This is a genomic window from Paenibacillus sp. FSL K6-1217 (assembly GCF_045040735.1).
Classification (GTDB): domain Bacteria; phylum Bacillota; class Bacilli; order Paenibacillales; family Paenibacillaceae; genus Paenibacillus_AQ.
The window spans coordinates 3,805,257-3,819,342 of sequence record NZ_CP150271.1 but is presented as its reverse complement, the minus strand read 5'-3'; the positions used below and the strand labels follow the sequence as shown (position 1 = coordinate 3,819,342).

The 14,086-nt window shown below is 52.4% G+C and carries 14 protein-coding genes; 11 read left to right on the top strand and 3 right to left on the bottom strand.

Features of this window, described 5'->3' with window-relative positions; translation table 11 throughout:
* Position 1 precedes the first annotated feature (1 nt).
* The 7 genes from MHH28_RS16755 to MHH28_RS16725 all read left to right on the top strand — a co-directional run bounded on the left by MHH28_RS16755 (position 2) and on the right by MHH28_RS16725 (position 5,887).
* Positions 2-1,021, top strand: a complete 1,020-nt coding sequence (locus MHH28_RS16755; protein WP_405104205.1) for a uroporphyrinogen decarboxylase family protein — start codon at positions 2-4, stop codon at positions 1,019-1,021.
* A gap of 12 nt (positions 1,022-1,033) precedes the next feature.
* Entirely contained in the window at positions 1,034-1,867 is an 834-nt protein-coding gene (locus MHH28_RS16750) for a MetQ/NlpA family ABC transporter substrate-binding protein (RefSeq protein WP_405104204.1), read from the top strand.
* 22 nt (positions 1,868-1,889) lie between these two features.
* Positions 1,890-2,699, top strand: a complete 810-nt coding sequence (gene proC / locus MHH28_RS16745) for a pyrroline-5-carboxylate reductase (RefSeq protein ID WP_405104203.1) — start codon at positions 1,890-1,892, stop codon at positions 2,697-2,699.
* On the top strand, positions 2,699-3,472 hold the full coding sequence (locus tag MHH28_RS16740; protein WP_405104202.1) for a VOC family protein: 774 nt from the start codon (positions 2,699-2,701) through the stop codon (positions 3,470-3,472). Before proC ends, MHH28_RS16740 begins: the two co-directional genes overlap by 1 nt.
* Positions 3,473-3,594: 122 nt before the next feature.
* Positions 3,595-4,074, top strand: a complete 480-nt coding sequence (locus MHH28_RS16735; RefSeq protein ID WP_405104201.1) for a DinB family protein — start codon at positions 3,595-3,597, stop codon at positions 4,072-4,074.
* Positions 4,075-4,098: 24 nt separating this feature from the next.
* Positions 4,099-4,650 (top strand): GNAT family N-acetyltransferase, encoded by a 552-nt coding sequence (locus MHH28_RS16730; protein WP_405104200.1) that lies wholly within the window; start codon positions 4,099-4,101, stop codon positions 4,648-4,650.
* 133 nt (positions 4,651-4,783) lie between these two features.
* On the top strand, positions 4,784-5,887 hold the full coding sequence (locus MHH28_RS16725; RefSeq protein WP_405104199.1) for an IS4 family transposase: 1,104 nt from the start codon (positions 4,784-4,786) through the stop codon (positions 5,885-5,887).
* Between the two features lie 430 nt (positions 5,888-6,317).
* On the opposite strand, the gene MHH28_RS16720 is transcribed toward MHH28_RS16725, so the two are convergent.
* Both MHH28_RS16720 and MHH28_RS16715 read right to left on the bottom strand, forming a co-directional pair.
* A complete protein-coding gene (locus MHH28_RS16720) occupies positions 6,318-9,113 on the bottom strand; it encodes an O-antigen ligase family protein (RefSeq protein ID WP_405104198.1) in 2,796 nt (931 codons plus the stop codon).
* Positions 9,114-9,454: 341 nt separating this feature from the next.
* Positions 9,455-9,664: a hypothetical protein gene (locus MHH28_RS16715; RefSeq protein ID WP_036701644.1), complete on the bottom strand. Its 210-nt coding sequence runs from the start codon at positions 9,662-9,664 to the stop codon at positions 9,455-9,457.
* A gap of 199 nt (positions 9,665-9,863) precedes the next feature.
* Here MHH28_RS16715 and MHH28_RS16710 point away from each other — a divergent pair, with 199 nt between their 5' ends.
* Both MHH28_RS16710 and MHH28_RS16705 read left to right on the top strand, forming a co-directional pair.
* Positions 9,864-10,526, top strand: coding sequence for a YheC/YheD family protein (locus MHH28_RS16710; RefSeq protein WP_405104197.1), 663 nt, complete (start codon positions 9,864-9,866; stop codon positions 10,524-10,526).
* Positions 10,527-10,854: 328 nt separating this feature from the next.
* Complete coding sequence (locus MHH28_RS16705) at positions 10,855-10,998, top strand: sporulation histidine kinase inhibitor Sda (protein WP_173131749.1); 144 nt, start codon at positions 10,855-10,857, stop codon at positions 10,996-10,998.
* Between the two features lie 124 nt (positions 10,999-11,122).
* Here the strand turns inward: MHH28_RS16705 and MHH28_RS16700 are convergent, their stop codons facing one another.
* Positions 11,123-12,121 (bottom strand): NAD(P)/FAD-dependent oxidoreductase, encoded by a 999-nt coding sequence (locus MHH28_RS16700; protein WP_405104196.1) that lies wholly within the window; start codon positions 12,119-12,121, stop codon positions 11,123-11,125.
* A gap of 302 nt (positions 12,122-12,423) precedes the next feature.
* Here MHH28_RS16700 and MHH28_RS16695 point away from each other — a divergent pair, with 302 nt between their 5' ends.
* Positions 12,424-13,617: an NAD(P)/FAD-dependent oxidoreductase gene (locus tag MHH28_RS16695; protein ID WP_405104195.1), complete on the top strand. Its 1,194-nt coding sequence runs from the start codon at positions 12,424-12,426 to the stop codon at positions 13,615-13,617.
* A 1-nt stretch (position 13,618) separates the two neighbouring features.
* Complete coding sequence (locus tag MHH28_RS16690) at positions 13,619-13,861, top strand: hypothetical protein (protein ID WP_405104194.1); 243 nt, start codon at positions 13,619-13,621, stop codon at positions 13,859-13,861.
* Positions 13,862-14,086 lie beyond the last annotated feature (225 nt).

Here is a 14,086-nt window from a genome sequence, read left to right as displayed (position 1 = left end):
AATGAGTGTATGGAGCAAGCAGGAGCGTTTTCAGGCGATCTTATCCGGGGAACTGGCGGACCGTCCGATAATCAGCGGATGGCGCCACTTTATCGACAAGGAGCAGAACGCGGAGGACTTGGCGTCGTCTACGATTTCTTTTACGGAGACCTATGACTGGGACTGGGTGAAAATCAACCCGAGAGCAACCTATCTGGCGGAAGCCTGGGGAAATGAGTACGACTTCGCAGATTACCGGACGGTATTCCCAAGACAGCTGACGACGGCGGTTCCGGCAGCCGCGAACCTCTGGGATCTTGAGGTGAAAAAGGCTGCGCAGACCGCTCCGCTGCTGGAGCATCTGGAGGCTGTCCGCAAGATCCGCCGGGGCCTGCCCGATACGCCGCTGATTCAGACGGTGTTCTCACCGCTTACCGTATTGCTGTTCATTGTGGGACGTTCGGCTTATGTTACGGAAACCGTATTCGGCATTGAGCAGCCGGTAACACTGCAATCGCTCTTCAAGGAACACCGGACCGCTGCGCACCATGCCCTGCATGCCATTGCCTTGACCTTGGCTGATTATGTGCAGGAGCTGAAGCAGGCGGGATCAGATGGTCTGTTCTATGCGGTGACAGGGACCGCCCATCCCGGATTATTCGATGAGGCGATGTTCGATGAGCTGTCGAGACCGTATGATTCCATCGTGCTGGAGGCGGCGAGCTATGGCAAGAATATTTTACATACCTGCGGCGCCCATGCCCAGCCTGAGAAATTCAATGATTACCGGATTGACGGGATCAGCTGGGATACGGTAGCCGAAGGCAACCCCGGGCTGGATGCTGACCTTAAGGCCACGAAGGTGGGCGGAGTGGATCATGGGCTGTTTGCCGGAAATCATCTGGAGCAGATCGGACAGCAGGCTAAGGAAGCCCTGGCCAAGATGAAGGGACAACCGTTTATTCTATCGCCGAACTGTGCTATTCCGCTGACAGTTACAGACGAGGCGCTAGTGCATTTTAAGAACACAGTATTAGGATAGGGGATGAGAGTGATGAAAAAATTACTGGCAGTGATGTTAATTAGCGTGATGGCGGTGCTGGCGGCTTGCGGCAACAATAAGGAAGCGGCAAGCTCCGGGGATAAGAAAGAAATTACTGTCGGATTCGGTGTGGGCACGTATGAGGAGCAGTTCCGGCAATCGATTCTCCCGATTCTGGAAGGAAAAGGGTATACTGTAGATATCAAAACCTTCTCGCAGAATATGCAGGTTAACCCGGCGATGAAGGAAGGCTCGATTGACGCGAGCATCTTCCAGAGCACAGCCTACATGGAAGCGATCAACAAAGAAATTGGTGCCGATATGGTGGGGATTGCCTATGTTCCGGGCGCTCCGCAGGGGCTGTATTCCGTTAATCACAAGACGCTTGACGATGTGAAGGACGGCACTACGGTAGCGGTTCCGAACGACCCGGTCAATCAGGAGCGGGCGCTGCGAATTCTGGAGGAGCTGGGCTGGATCAAGATCAAAGAGGGCGCCGGGGTAGCAGACTTCAATGTGAACAGCGTCGAGCCGGACAAGTTCAAGATTGAACTTAAGGTGCTGGATCCTGCGCAGATTCTGGTCTCGTTACAGGATGTTGACTATGGTGTGGTGAACGGTAACTACATTGCCAACGCCCCGGACCGGAAGATTACAGACGCGCTGAAGATTGAGAATACGCCTATGCAGCATAGAATCATCGTATCGGTGAACAAGAAGGACCAGGATACCCAGTGGGCCAAAGACTTGAAGGCTGCCTATGAATCCAAAGCGTTCGAAGAATACATCCTGGGGCAAGAGAAATATGCCGGCTTCATTCTGCCGGAGGCTTGGGCTAATAACTAATCTAATCAGGGAGTGAACGAAAGTGTCAAAAGGCAAGATTCATTTCGTCGGCGGCGGGCAGATGGCGGAAGCGATCATACGGGCCTGTCTGGCAGGCGGTACGTTGCGTAACGGACAGATCAGTGTGTCGGATATTAATAAGGGCCGGCTTGAGCTTCTAAAAACCAAATATAACGTTGACACGGAGAGTGCGCAGAAAGAGGCCCTCTCTACCGCAGAACTGATCGTTATTGCTGTCCGGCCGCAGGATGATCTGGCTGCACTTGGAGCCCTGATCCGGCAAGCTGCTGCACCGTCTGCTGTCATTGTATCGATTGTGGCCGGGATAACGATTGCCCAGCTCGGAGATTATTTCGGAGCAGAACGTCCGATTGTCCGGGTGATCCCGAATACCCTGACCGATGCCGGCTATGGGTACAGCGGTGTAGCGCTGAATGCAGCCGCTTCCCTGGAGCAGGTTGAAGAATTCCTGCTTGGCTTCGGCAAGGTGCAGGTATTGGAAGAATCGTACATTGATATCTTCACCGGCTTCGGGGTTGCCGGACCGAATTATATCTACTATTTCATTGAGTCGTTCACAGATGCCGGAGTTCTGGCCGGACTGCCAAGGGAACAAGCCTGGAAGGTGGCGCTTGAGAATATGTTGGGAGCGGTAGCCATGCTTCAGCAGACCGGCCTCCATCCGAGACAGCTGCTCGATATCAACAACTCGCCTGGCGGCGTCGGCATGCACGGCTTGTATGAGCTGAACAACAGTGATTTCGCGGCCGGATTGCAGCGTAGCGTATTGGCGGCGGTGAAGCGGACCACGGAGCTGGGAGTGAAGAAGTAATGGCCGTACTGAAATGGGATCACCTGGTACACTATGTGAATGATCTGGATCAGCCGGTGCAGCTCTTCACGGAGCATGGCCTGACGGCCTTCCGGGGCGGGTCACATAAGGATTGGGGAACGTATAACGCCTTGAGCTACTTCGGGCTGACCTATCTTGAATTCTTGGGCATCGAGAACCTGGAGCTGGCACGGGCGACCAAGCATAATGTTGTGGTGCGGGATGCCGTAACGCTTCTTCCGGAGCATGAGGTCTTGAGCAGAGTGGTGCTGCGGACAGATGATATCGGGGCAGTGGAGGCTAAACTGCAAGCTGCGGGATTGGCGCTGTCGCCCATTATTGACGGCCGGCGTCTGGACAACCAAGGCCGGTTAATCGAGTGGCGGATGATGACCATTGACGGTGACTTCCAGGGACTGGTCTATCCGTTCATTATCCAGTGGAGCGAGACGGATGAGCAGCGGCTGGACAGCCTGACCGCAGCCGGAATCAACCAGCCTCACCCTGCAGGCAAGGTGGAGATTGAAAGCGCAGGCTTCCGGGTGAGTGATCCTGCCGCTGCCGCCAGTCACTGGAGTGAGCTGTTCGGCCTTCCGTTGAGCGGGCTTGTGGACGGTTTGGACGGCAGCTGCAGCCTTAAGGCCGGAGACCAGACGTTTGAGTTCACGCCGGGGGAAGAGAACCGGCTCAGCCGGATCGTGTTCCGTACGGATTCCCCTCAGCTGAAGGGGCAGACGTTGACGGTTGGCGAAGGCGAGTACGTGTTTGAATAAATGCAGGACAAGCATAGGGGACAGGCTGGTTGCCGCAATTAGCGGTAGCGGGCCTATCCTGTTTGTGTTACAGTGTGACACAAGAATGAAGTAAGGGAATGTATGGAGAACGGAGGCAGCGGATGGAGAAGCTATTTGAGTATAACTGGCAAGTGCGCCAGGACTGGTTCGACTGGTGCAGCGGGGTGGACAAGGCAGAGCTGATGAAGCCGCGCACCGGCGGCTTAGGCTATATCCTGCCCACGTTGTATCACATTGTAGCGGTTGAATACGGCTGGATCTGCGGCGGCATTCAGGAGAGAGCCATTGACATTCCAGCGTTCGAGGAAGTAGCGAGTCTGGAGCTGGTACAGGATCTCTCCGCCCGCTGCCATGCAGAGCTGACTCCGTTTGTGTACGGCTGGTCGGATGAACTGGAAGACCGGATCATGGTTGATATTACCGATGAAGGGGAACACGAGCCCCACCCCTACGGGGAAGTGATGCGGCATGTGATCGCTCATGAGATCCACCATATCGGCCAGCTCTCGGTATGGGCACGGGAGATTGGCAAGCAGCCGGTGACGGCGAATCTGATCGGCAGAGGGTTATTTGACAAATAAAAAGTGTAAGGAGGCCGCAGAGACATGGAATTTGAAACGGCACGGCTGGTGATCAGAGAGTTCACTGCAAATGATGTAGAGCAGGTACATGAGTATGCGTCCGATCCGGCTGTTGTGACACATTCGATATGGGGGCCGAATTCACTGGAGGATACCCGTGAATATATCCGCCATACGCTGGATTTGCAGCAAGAGGAGCCGCGCCGTGGCTTCGAGTACGCTGTGGTTCTGAAGGAGGACGGGCGGCTGATCGGCGGCTGCGGCCTGCACATCACCGGAACGGAGCAGGGGGAGATAGGCTACTGTTTCAACCGGTTGTACTGGGGGCAGGGCTATGCGAGCGAGGCTGCCGCTGTGCTGCTGGACTTGGGCTTCCATGAGCTGGGGCTGCACCGGATCTATGCGACCTGCCGTCCCGAGAATATAGGTTCCGCCCGGGTGATGCGGAAGCTAGGCATGACATATGAAGGGCACATTAGAGGACATATGTATCATAAAGAGAAGTGGATGGATTCCTATCAATATTCGATTCTGGAGGATGAGTATAAGGGGCTGCACCCGCGTGCCGGGCTGTAGGGTTGAAGGGTGCAGTTGCAGGCTTAATTGCAATTCGTACAAGCCTGTTGATTAGCTAAAAAAAGGTAGAAAAAAGGCCGCTCATTCGGTAAAGTGTTTGTACCCCTACAAACATCCGAAATGAGGCGACCTCATGAAAAAGTCTACTTCAATCTCGAACATTCTGCAATCGGTGATTCCCGAAGAGAAACTCTCACCGTTTCTTCAAGAACTTGAATATGTCGATAAAGCAAGGAAATTCACCGTCTATGACCTCTTCTTGTTCTTGGCGGAGGCTTCGTTCCAGCAGTGGAAGGGGTATCGGGATGGTGAAGTACGCATGGTTTCAAGCAGCCTCAGACCCGTAGACCATTCTACGCTCTCGAAAAAAGCGAAGAAGGTTCCCTTCGAGCTTTTTAAGCAACTGCTGAACCTCATGATCGATCGGTGTAATCGCTCGACCCGAAGACATTTAGGGATTCCCAAAGCGTTATTGCTCGTCGATTCCACTAAAATTACCGTGGGTAAAGGGCGGCTTCCTTGGGCTCTGCTGAAAGGCGAACGAGCGGGAATTAAATTGCACGTGTCGGTAGTGGCCGATGAAGGCCGGCTCCATAAGGTGACCGAGACCACAGGGAATTCCCATGATTTCAAAAGCTGTCCCGAGGTGACCGACAAGCGGTTTATTCTCGTAGCTGATCGGGCGTATAGCGGTTACAAACGATTCGATGACTATCTGGAGCAGCACCAATTCTTTGTTATTCGGCTTCGGGACAACACGCTCTTTCACTCCCCGGTCTCCCGAACGCGAAGCGAACCCTTCACGGGAACACTCGAACAAGATTTCACCTGCCAATTGGGAAAAAAACAAGGGCTTTCCAAAAACCGTTTTCGCGTGGTGATCCTAAGAGATCCGCAAGGCAATCCGGTGATCCTTGCTACGAATCTGCACTGGCACTCCGCCGAGCGGATTGCAGAAATCTACAAAAAGCGGTGGCAGATTGAAGTGTTTTTTCGCTGGATTAAGCAGCACTTAAACATTCCAACCTTATTTGGGACCACACCAAACGCTGTGTACGGCCAGTTATATACGGCTCTACTGGTTTATGTGTTATTAAAATTCCTGTTTGACGAAGGGAATGCAGGGGTGCATTGGAGCGCAAAACTAACGTTTGCCGACTTTGACCGCTTATTTACGCTGCAACGTTTACCCGTAGAATGGATTACCTTTTTCGCTAATGATCTTGCATTCCCATAATTTAGCTAATCAACAGGCCTGCAATTCGTACAACTAAATCGTCCGATATGCTGCCAAATCTCCGTTTAGATGTAGTTCGTGCAATTATAATGCCCCTATACCTGGATTTTCGCCCATCCGGGCAAATGTAGTTGTACAGACTACAATTAGAAGAGGAAGTTCACCCGTTTCACTGTTTTTAGTTGCGCAGAATACACTTATCCCAGTTTTTTCGCTACGAACACGGCTTCATTCCTTACCACATTTATGGAATGAAATCACTTGTTTAATTCTGATGGTCTACTAGCAAAATTAAGGAGGCACATGGGAGCGCAGTTGTCAGTTGCCAATGGACATAACATAGCGGCTCAGCCCCCGTACACAGCAAAAAGCGCACTGCCGCAGGCAGGCGCTCTTTGCTGTTCTTGAAGTCACAAGTGATACTGTATGGTTACAGCGGCATTCCCGCCACTTCATTAATTCTCGCCGCTTCTTCCGGGTCAGCAGCGATCAGCTTCTGATAGACCGCCTGATCCTGGGCGCTTTGCAGTCTCTGTTGAACGGCCAGCAGCCACCGGGCAAGCTCACGGTTGACAGGGTTGCTGTAGTCCTCACTGAGACCTTGCTTCAGTGTAGCTTCCGCGGCCTGCATGTCCTGCGACATGTACTGGATCTTCGCGGTGTTCAGCAGCAGTTCCGGCGTGACGCTAACGCCCTGCTGCTGTGTATCCTGATCTGCGGCGGCGTAAGTATAAGCATCCAAGCCGGTTTTGAAATACCGCTGCTTGTTAAGTGTCTCCTGGTCCTTGATCTCCAGCTTGCCCTCGGCCGCCGCTTCCTGCGACCGCTTCAGGGCTGCGGCTCCCAGCTCCTGCGACCGGGCAATCACTCCGCTGTACCAGGCGGTCGTCCACAGGCTTTCGCTGTCGGTCAGATCCTCGTATCCGCCCGTGAAGCCCTGCTTCACAGCAGCGGCAGCCGCGTTCTTGTCCCCCGACAGGAATTGTACTCTCCCTGCGCTTAGGCCAATCGTAGGCGTAACGAAGAATTCACGGCCCTGAAGCTGCTCGGGAGGGAGGCTTTTCAGATGCGCTATACCGTCCGTTACATGTCTGTAGGCAGCAAGTGCGGAAGCGAAATACGTCTGTTGCCCGGCTTCATCCTGCTTGGAATAAGCTTGCTGTCCAAGGAGTGAAGCCCGGCTGATGAACTGGGCATACCAGTTGATATCCCACATGAACTTGTCCGCGTTGTCTAGGTAGACCTGATAGGCTTCGGCGCTCTGGCCCTTCAGATCATAGTAGCTGGCGAGCTGGGTCAGCAGCTCTTTGTTGGACGGCTCATCCTTCAGCGAACGGGTCAATACCGCATAGGCCTCGTCCAGGAACTGCTCGTTCTTGGTCTGCTCATACACCTTCTGATCCAGCAAGGACAAGTACATAGCGGATTCGGGGTGGTAGGGGCGGATGTTGAGTGCTTTTACCAAAGGAGCCTTGATCTCCTCATAGGACTGGCTCACTTGGATCAGCTTCTTGGCGGCATAAGCCTCAGAGCTTGACCGGATGTACCCCAGAGACAGGAAGAGCAGGTAGCCTGTGCCGACTCCGAGTACTGTGAAATAGCCCGCTCTGATCCACAGCTTGTTCCACGTAAAGCGGAGCGGCTTGCTCTCCATGGCCACAGCCATTCCCCCCAGAGAGAGGAAGACGAGCATCCCCATGAACGCATAACTGAGGTTGAAATCCAGCAGGCTGTGAACGAGAATGGACAAGGCGATAATGAGATAGAAGAATCCGTTGTTATAGTCATCGGTCTCCCGTCTCAGGTACTGTCTGCTGAATTTGTAGAAGATAAACAGGATGAAGCCCATGAACACCAGAAAGCCGACAATGCCGACTTCAATCAGATATTGAAGAAAAAAGTTATGCGCCTGGCGGCTCAGATAAGGGTTGTTCTGATAATGCTCATAGAGTGTAGCCCAGCCGCCGCCGCCCGCGCCCAGTACCGGGTAATCCTTGACGACCTTCATGGCATCCTCGTAAAAGGTAAAACGCTCAAGGACACTGTGCTGCCTGAAGTTGATATTCTCCAGCCGTGTTCCGATATTCACCGGGAGAATATTACGCGCGCTGGTGCCGATGAACAGGAAGGCGATGATCGCGACGCCAGCCACAGAGACGGCTGGAATCCACAATCCGCTCATGCGGCGGGACTCGAGTCTGCCGAGCTTGCGGCTCAGCCAAGGAGCCAGGTAACGCTGGACCACCAGGCTCAGCGCACCCGCAATGGCCGAGGCTCCGAGCAGATAGCCCCAGCCCTTAAGGGCAGCAGACGAGTTGAACTCCGCATTCAGCTCCAGGCCGAGCCGTGTGACCGGGCTTGTGATCAGAAGGGAGCATAGGCCGGCAATGGCGAGATGGACAATCCACAGAATCTGCTGCACAGGCTTCAGGAAGAGCAGCAGGAGGATGAATACTACCGGCAGCAGCACGAGTCCGCCACGGGATAAGGTAAGCAGCAGCGAGACAATGATTGGCACCAGCATGAAGCCGTGCAACAGCTGTCCGGCCCATTTGCGGGAGCGGATCAGCGCGAAGACGGCCACGAACAGAAACGCCATCAGGAAGGCTGCATATGTATTGGCATACTGAAAAATGGAAGTCAGGCGCAGGCCGTTCGAATCACTCATAACTGCATCGTTATACCTGCCGTTAATTACGGTCTCTGAGAACCAGCCCACCAGGCTTCCAGCCAGTTTCCAGCTTCCGAGCCAGTTGAGCAGTCCGAAGCCTACGATCAGGTAAGCGAGGGTAAGCACGCTATGCTGGACGGCGGAATTGAGCCGCTTGTGCCGGAGCAGAAGGATGCTGATGATGAAGACTGCGGCATAGGTGAACTGGGTGAACAGCATGTTCATCGCCGAGTACCGGGAAGCTGCGCCGAATAGCGACAGGGCATAGGTTACGGGAAGCAGAATGGCCGCTGCAGTGAGCAGGTCACGCTGACTCTCCAGCTTGAAGGTTCTGAGATACAGGATCGCAGAGGCCAGCATCAGAAGCCCGCTCACCAATGCAGCTACATAGATAGGCTTCTCGAACTCCGCCCTCATTCCGTTGAACAATCCGATCTGAAAAGCGGCCCAGCCAAAAAACAGCAGGAACGCAGCGCAAATCATCCAAGCTGCCCCTGAAAGCTTGTCCGTAGCTTTGACAGAAGCCGCCTGTTTTCCGTACACAGGTTTCGACACGATAGAATCTCCTTTTTCAAAATAGTAGGTCTTCCAATTTATTGCACATACATATTACGGATATAAAGTGAAAAAGTTGTTGTCTGAACGGAAATTTCAAAGATTGGATGTCTTGCAGGAGAGGGAGGGAACGAAAAAGTGGGGAATAGGCCGGAACCTGCTCAGCGAATGAAGCAGTCTGTCCGCACAGGCCAGCCTGACGCAGTTTTCATAGAATAAGGTAACGGAGCGAATCTATGATTCATGTAAGAATGGACGCTTAAGAGTTCCGCCCGAAGGCAGCAATGACGGCAGGGGAACGCGCAATCCGCATCCTGGGCCACTGCTGCCGGGAACAAGCTTCAGGCGGGGATAATGAATTTCAGGTTAATCATGAATACGATCAGGGCGGAGGCCCCCAGGGAAAAGGCGATGCAGCCGGCACCGAGCACTCTGCGCCGGTCCTTGATGAATTTGAAGCCAAGCGCACAGACGAGTATTGTCGTTCCTGCCAGTACAACAGACATGCCGATCATCGCAAACCAATATAGGATTTCAAAAAACTCAGCCATTAGGAAACCCTCCCTTTCAGGCAATAATACAACGAATTTTAATGATTTTCCAGTCAAATGAATCAGGGACATAAGGCCCCGCAGCCATATGCCCTTTTTTGCCGTGACCTGCTATACCACGGACAATCATACAGGAGAGCAAGGCCTTTCGTGAGTAATCTATAGGGTAGGCTGGGAAAGCGAAAGGAGAGGGCACATAATGGCGGGGAGAGAACTGGCAAGCAAGCTGCTGAAGACGGCGGCACTGCTTAGCGATTCACGGGTTGCCGGTTACATTCCGAGAACGCGGGAATATAGTGCTGCCGGATTGTCCGCGATGCTTGGCAGATACGGCAATGTTGTCATCAAGCCGGTTGTAGGCGGAGGAGGATATGGTGTTATCAAGGTGTTCCGGGATCATAGAGGGTATGGCTTCACATATATGCAGAGCACACGTATATATGGAGACTTCACCTCCATGCGCCAGGCACTGGACAGATTCAAGGTGAAACGGAAATACTTGATCCAGCAGGGCATTTCTCTGGCGCGGATCTCCGGGCGTCCGATTGATTACCGGGTCAAGGTGGTGAAGAACGGCGATCACTGGGAATTCCGCTCTATGGTCGGGAGAGTAGCCCGGCCGGGATTATTCGTTACGAATCTCTGCAAAGGGGGTACGATGCTCAGCTGCCGCCAGGGACTGCGGAGATCTCTGCCGAGAGTGGGGACTTCAGCCAAAAAGGCGGAGATGCGCAGGCTGACTTTGGTCTGTATCGAGCTGCTGGAGCGGCATTTTCCGGGAATCGGCGAATTGGGCTTCGACTATGCCGTGGATCAGCGGGGGAAAATTTGGATTTTGGAAGTAAATACAAGACCAAAATGATTAATAAAATTTTTATATTTGACGATAAATAGAGTAATAGGCTAATATTGCGTTTAGTTGTCTCGCTTCCGAGGTAATAGGAACATGAAATATCCCAGCCAATTGTGAACATTCTAAAAAAAATTTTCTGTGGAAATGTCAGGTTTCAGCCCTGTGTATAACTGTTATCCCCATAGTCCACTGCGCAATAGCTGACATTCCGACCCTTACTCACATATTATACACAGGCTTTCCACAGCAGCTTGTGGATAATGAGAACGCTTGTTCGAAAAATGATAGTTTGCTATGATAGATTCAGATCCAAATAAAGGAAAGGTAGGTGAACGTTATGGTTGAATTGTCGGATGAGATGCTGCTTGACTCCTATCACAGAGCGATAGAACTGCATTTGGAGCATGATTTCATCGCCCTGCTTCTCGCTGAAATTCGCAAACGGAACTTACACTCTCCAGTCCATGCGGTTCTTCATTAAAGATCAGAGCCTACCTGACAGCATTGGAACTATTTAAACCGCAAGCACCACGAAATAGGGTATCTTTTCAAGTTGAGGTGGAATCAACCTGAAAGGATACCCTTTTATTATGGTTATAGACAATCTAGAGTTTAAGATTACTGCTGTGTCCGGGAGACAGCTTCGCATCCGGATCAATATACACCTTGGCGTTATTCACTGCTGTAGGTGCTTCTCCGAATCCGACAGCGATCAGCTTCAGCTTGCCCGGATAGGTCGTGATATCGCCGGCGGCGAAAATTCCCGGAATGCTGGTCTCCATGCGGGAGTCAACCACAATGGAGTTGCCCTCAATGCCGATGCCCCACTCGGCAATCGGTCCCAGGGAGGAGACAAAGCCGAAATTGACAATTACGCTGTCCACTTCGATTTCCTGGGTTTCCTTGGTCTTGATATGGGACAAGGTCACCTTGGTAATGAATTCGTCACCGTGCAGTTCAGTAATCTCGGACGGCGTGATCACATTCACCTTAGAAGCCATCAGGTTCTCAACACTGTGCTCATGCGCACGGAATTTATCGCGTCTGTGAATCAGGGTTACCTGCTCAGCGATCGGCTCCAGCATCAGCGCCCAGTCTACAGCAGAATCGCCGCCGCCGCTGATGAGTACTTTCTTATCCTTATAAGCATTCAGATCGCTTACGAAATAATGCAGGTTGGCTTTCTCGAAGCGCTGTGCATCCGGCACCTCCAGACGCCGCGGCTCAAATGCGCCTACGCCTGCAGTGATGATGATCGCTTTGCTGTGATATTCAGCCTTGTCGGTGGTGACGGTGAAATGGCGTTCAGCCTGCTTCACAACTGATACGACCTTCTCCTCCAGACGGATATCCGACTGGAACAGCTCCATCTGCCGGGTAAGATTATCCACCAGCTCTTGTCCGGTGACCTTAGGGAAGCCCGCGACGTCGTAAATATATTTCTCGGGATACAGAGCAGCAAGCTGCCCTCCGAGTTGAGGCATGCTTTCAATAAGGGTTACCGAAGCCTGGCGCATACCGCCGTAAAAAGCGGCAAACATACCGGCTGGTCCCCCGCCTATAATCAGCAGATCGCTCATAGGAACGGTTTGCTCTAATGTCATTGAATACTGCACCTCCGAGTTGATAGTTTCAAAATGCCATACTTGCGTACCTACTCATTATAAACATAGTCGCACCTGCCTGCAAAGGCTTTGATTTGAATGAAAAAGTGTGACGTTTTGTTGTATGATTATATTTGATTAAAACGATACTAAGGTTTACAATGGATATGGTTATTTTAGAAATCCTTTAAGTTTTATTGGAAATTCTTCTGAATTTAAGTGTATAAATTCACAAAAGAAACCTGATTTTTTTACCAAAAAATAACACATAGACAGATTCACCTGTTGGAAGGAGCCGGAACATGAGCAGTATTCCCAAAATCGTTATTCTAGGCGCGGGGTATGGAGGGATTTTGACCGCCCAGCGGCTGCAGAAAGCTTTGAATTATAATGAAGCCGATGTAACCCTGGTTAACCGCCATGAATATCACTATTTCACGACCCATCTGCATATGCCTGCAGCGGGCACGGACAGCATCGAGCATACGCGCGTGTCTATCTCCAAATTAATCGATGAGTTCAAGATCGATCTGGTCAAATCCTCGGTGCAGGAGATCCGCACCCAGCAGAAGAAGGTTATTCTGGAGGATGGAACGCTCTCGTATGATTACCTCGTGATTGCCCTTGGCGGTGAGCCTGAAACGTTCGGGATTCCGGGACTCGACAAATATGCGCTGACCATCCGCAGCATCAACTCTGTGCGGCTGATCCGGGAGCATATCCAGTACCAGTTCGCCAAATACAAGAATGAGAATAATGCACAGGAGCATATCAACTTCGTCATTGGCGGTGCGGGCTTCAGCGGGATTGAATTTGTAGCGGAGCTGGCCGACCGCATTCCTGCGCTATGCAAAGAATTTGATGTCGATCCAAGCATGGTCAACATCTATAATATAGAAGCTGCGCCTACGGCGCTGCCTGGATTCGCGCCGGAGCTGGTGGAGCATGCGATGACCGTGCTCACCAAGAAGGGTGTAACGTTCAAGATGGGCGTAGCGATCAAGGAATGCATGCCTGGCGGCGTGATTCTGGCCACGGGCGAAGAGATCAAAGCCTCCACGATTGTATGGACTGGCGGTATCCGCGGGAACCGCCTGATCGAAGCCGCCGGCTTCGAAGCGATGCGCGGACGGGTGAAGGTAGACGAATATCTGCGGGCTCCGGGACATGAGAACATCTTCATCATCGGTGACGGCTCTCTCATGATTAATCCGGAAGGACGTCCTTACCCGCCGACAGCTCAGATTGCTATGCAGCAGGGAGAATGCTGTGCGCATAATCTCGTAGCGGCCATCCGCAGCCAGCAGCCGAAGAAATTCGCCTTCAGCAACAAGGGAACGGTAGCCTCACTGGGCAAAGGCCAGGGAATTGCCGTTGTCGGCGAGAAGACTTACAAAGGCTGGACAGCGGCGCAGCTGAAGAAGGTTGTCGATATGCGCTACCTGTTCATCATCGGCGGCATCCCGCTCGTTCTCAAAAAAGGAAGATTCCTCTAAGATGCGCCATTGCAGCGTGCAAGTTCGCGGACTGCTGACGCGTGAGGAGCTGGACCGTTATAATGCTCTGATTGAAGTAGGCTCCTACCTGGAGGATCAGACCCGGTATGATCTGGCCTACAATATTCAGAAGGAGATCGACCTGCTGATCCTCCCGGCCATTGAGCGCCTGAAGGATAAGGGCCGCGCCCGTGACCGGGCGACGGCTGAGTATCTGGAGAGCCTGCGGGAAGAGGATGAATAGGTTAGGGATATAAGAAGCCACGGGTATCCGGGCTTCTTTTTTTTGCGGAGTAAGCTGGTGAGTAGGCGTGCGGGCGGAATGTAGCCGAAAAACCGACTACATTCCACTTTTTTAACTATCGCTGCTGCCGGAGGTCTCCCAGACTTAGGGCGGATAGTGAAACGTTAGATACGGCTGCCCGTATCGTTCACCCGTAAGGGTGAGTTTTTTTATTTTAAGCGATAT

Excerpts from the sequence above, each read along its gene's own strand:
- MHH28_RS16705 (WP_173131749.1), top strand. The coding sequence starts at position 10,855 with ATGGTTGAATTGTCGGATGAGATGCTGCTTGACTCCTATCACAGAGCG.
- MHH28_RS16715 (WP_036701644.1), bottom strand. The coding sequence starts at position 9,664 with ATGGCTGAGTTTTTTGAAATCCTATATTGGTTTGCGATGATCGGCATG.
- MHH28_RS16730 (WP_405104200.1), top strand. The coding sequence starts at position 4,099 with ATGGAATTTGAAACGGCACGGCTGGTGATCAGAGAGTTCACTGCAAAT.
- MHH28_RS16755 (WP_405104205.1), top strand. The coding sequence starts at position 2 with ATGAGTGTATGGAGCAAGCAGGAGCGTTTTCAGGCGATCTTATCCGGG.
- MHH28_RS16700 (WP_405104196.1), bottom strand. The coding sequence starts at position 12,121 with ATGACATTAGAGCAAACCGTTCCTATGAGCGATCTGCTGATTATAGGC.
- MHH28_RS16750 (WP_405104204.1), top strand. The coding sequence starts at position 1,034 with ATGAAAAAATTACTGGCAGTGATGTTAATTAGCGTGATGGCGGTGCTG.
- MHH28_RS16735 (WP_405104201.1), top strand. The coding sequence starts at position 3,595 with ATGGAGAAGCTATTTGAGTATAACTGGCAAGTGCGCCAGGACTGGTTC.
- MHH28_RS16690 (WP_405104194.1), top strand. The coding sequence starts at position 13,619 with ATGCGCCATTGCAGCGTGCAAGTTCGCGGACTGCTGACGCGTGAGGAG.
- MHH28_RS16725 (WP_405104199.1), top strand. The coding sequence starts at position 4,784 with ATGAAAAAGTCTACTTCAATCTCGAACATTCTGCAATCGGTGATTCCC.
- MHH28_RS16695 (WP_405104195.1), top strand. The coding sequence starts at position 12,424 with ATGAGCAGTATTCCCAAAATCGTTATTCTAGGCGCGGGGTATGGAGGG.
- MHH28_RS16740 (WP_405104202.1), top strand. The coding sequence starts at position 2,699 with ATGGCCGTACTGAAATGGGATCACCTGGTACACTATGTGAATGATCTG.
- MHH28_RS16710 (WP_405104197.1), top strand. The coding sequence starts at position 9,864 with ATGGCGGGGAGAGAACTGGCAAGCAAGCTGCTGAAGACGGCGGCACTG.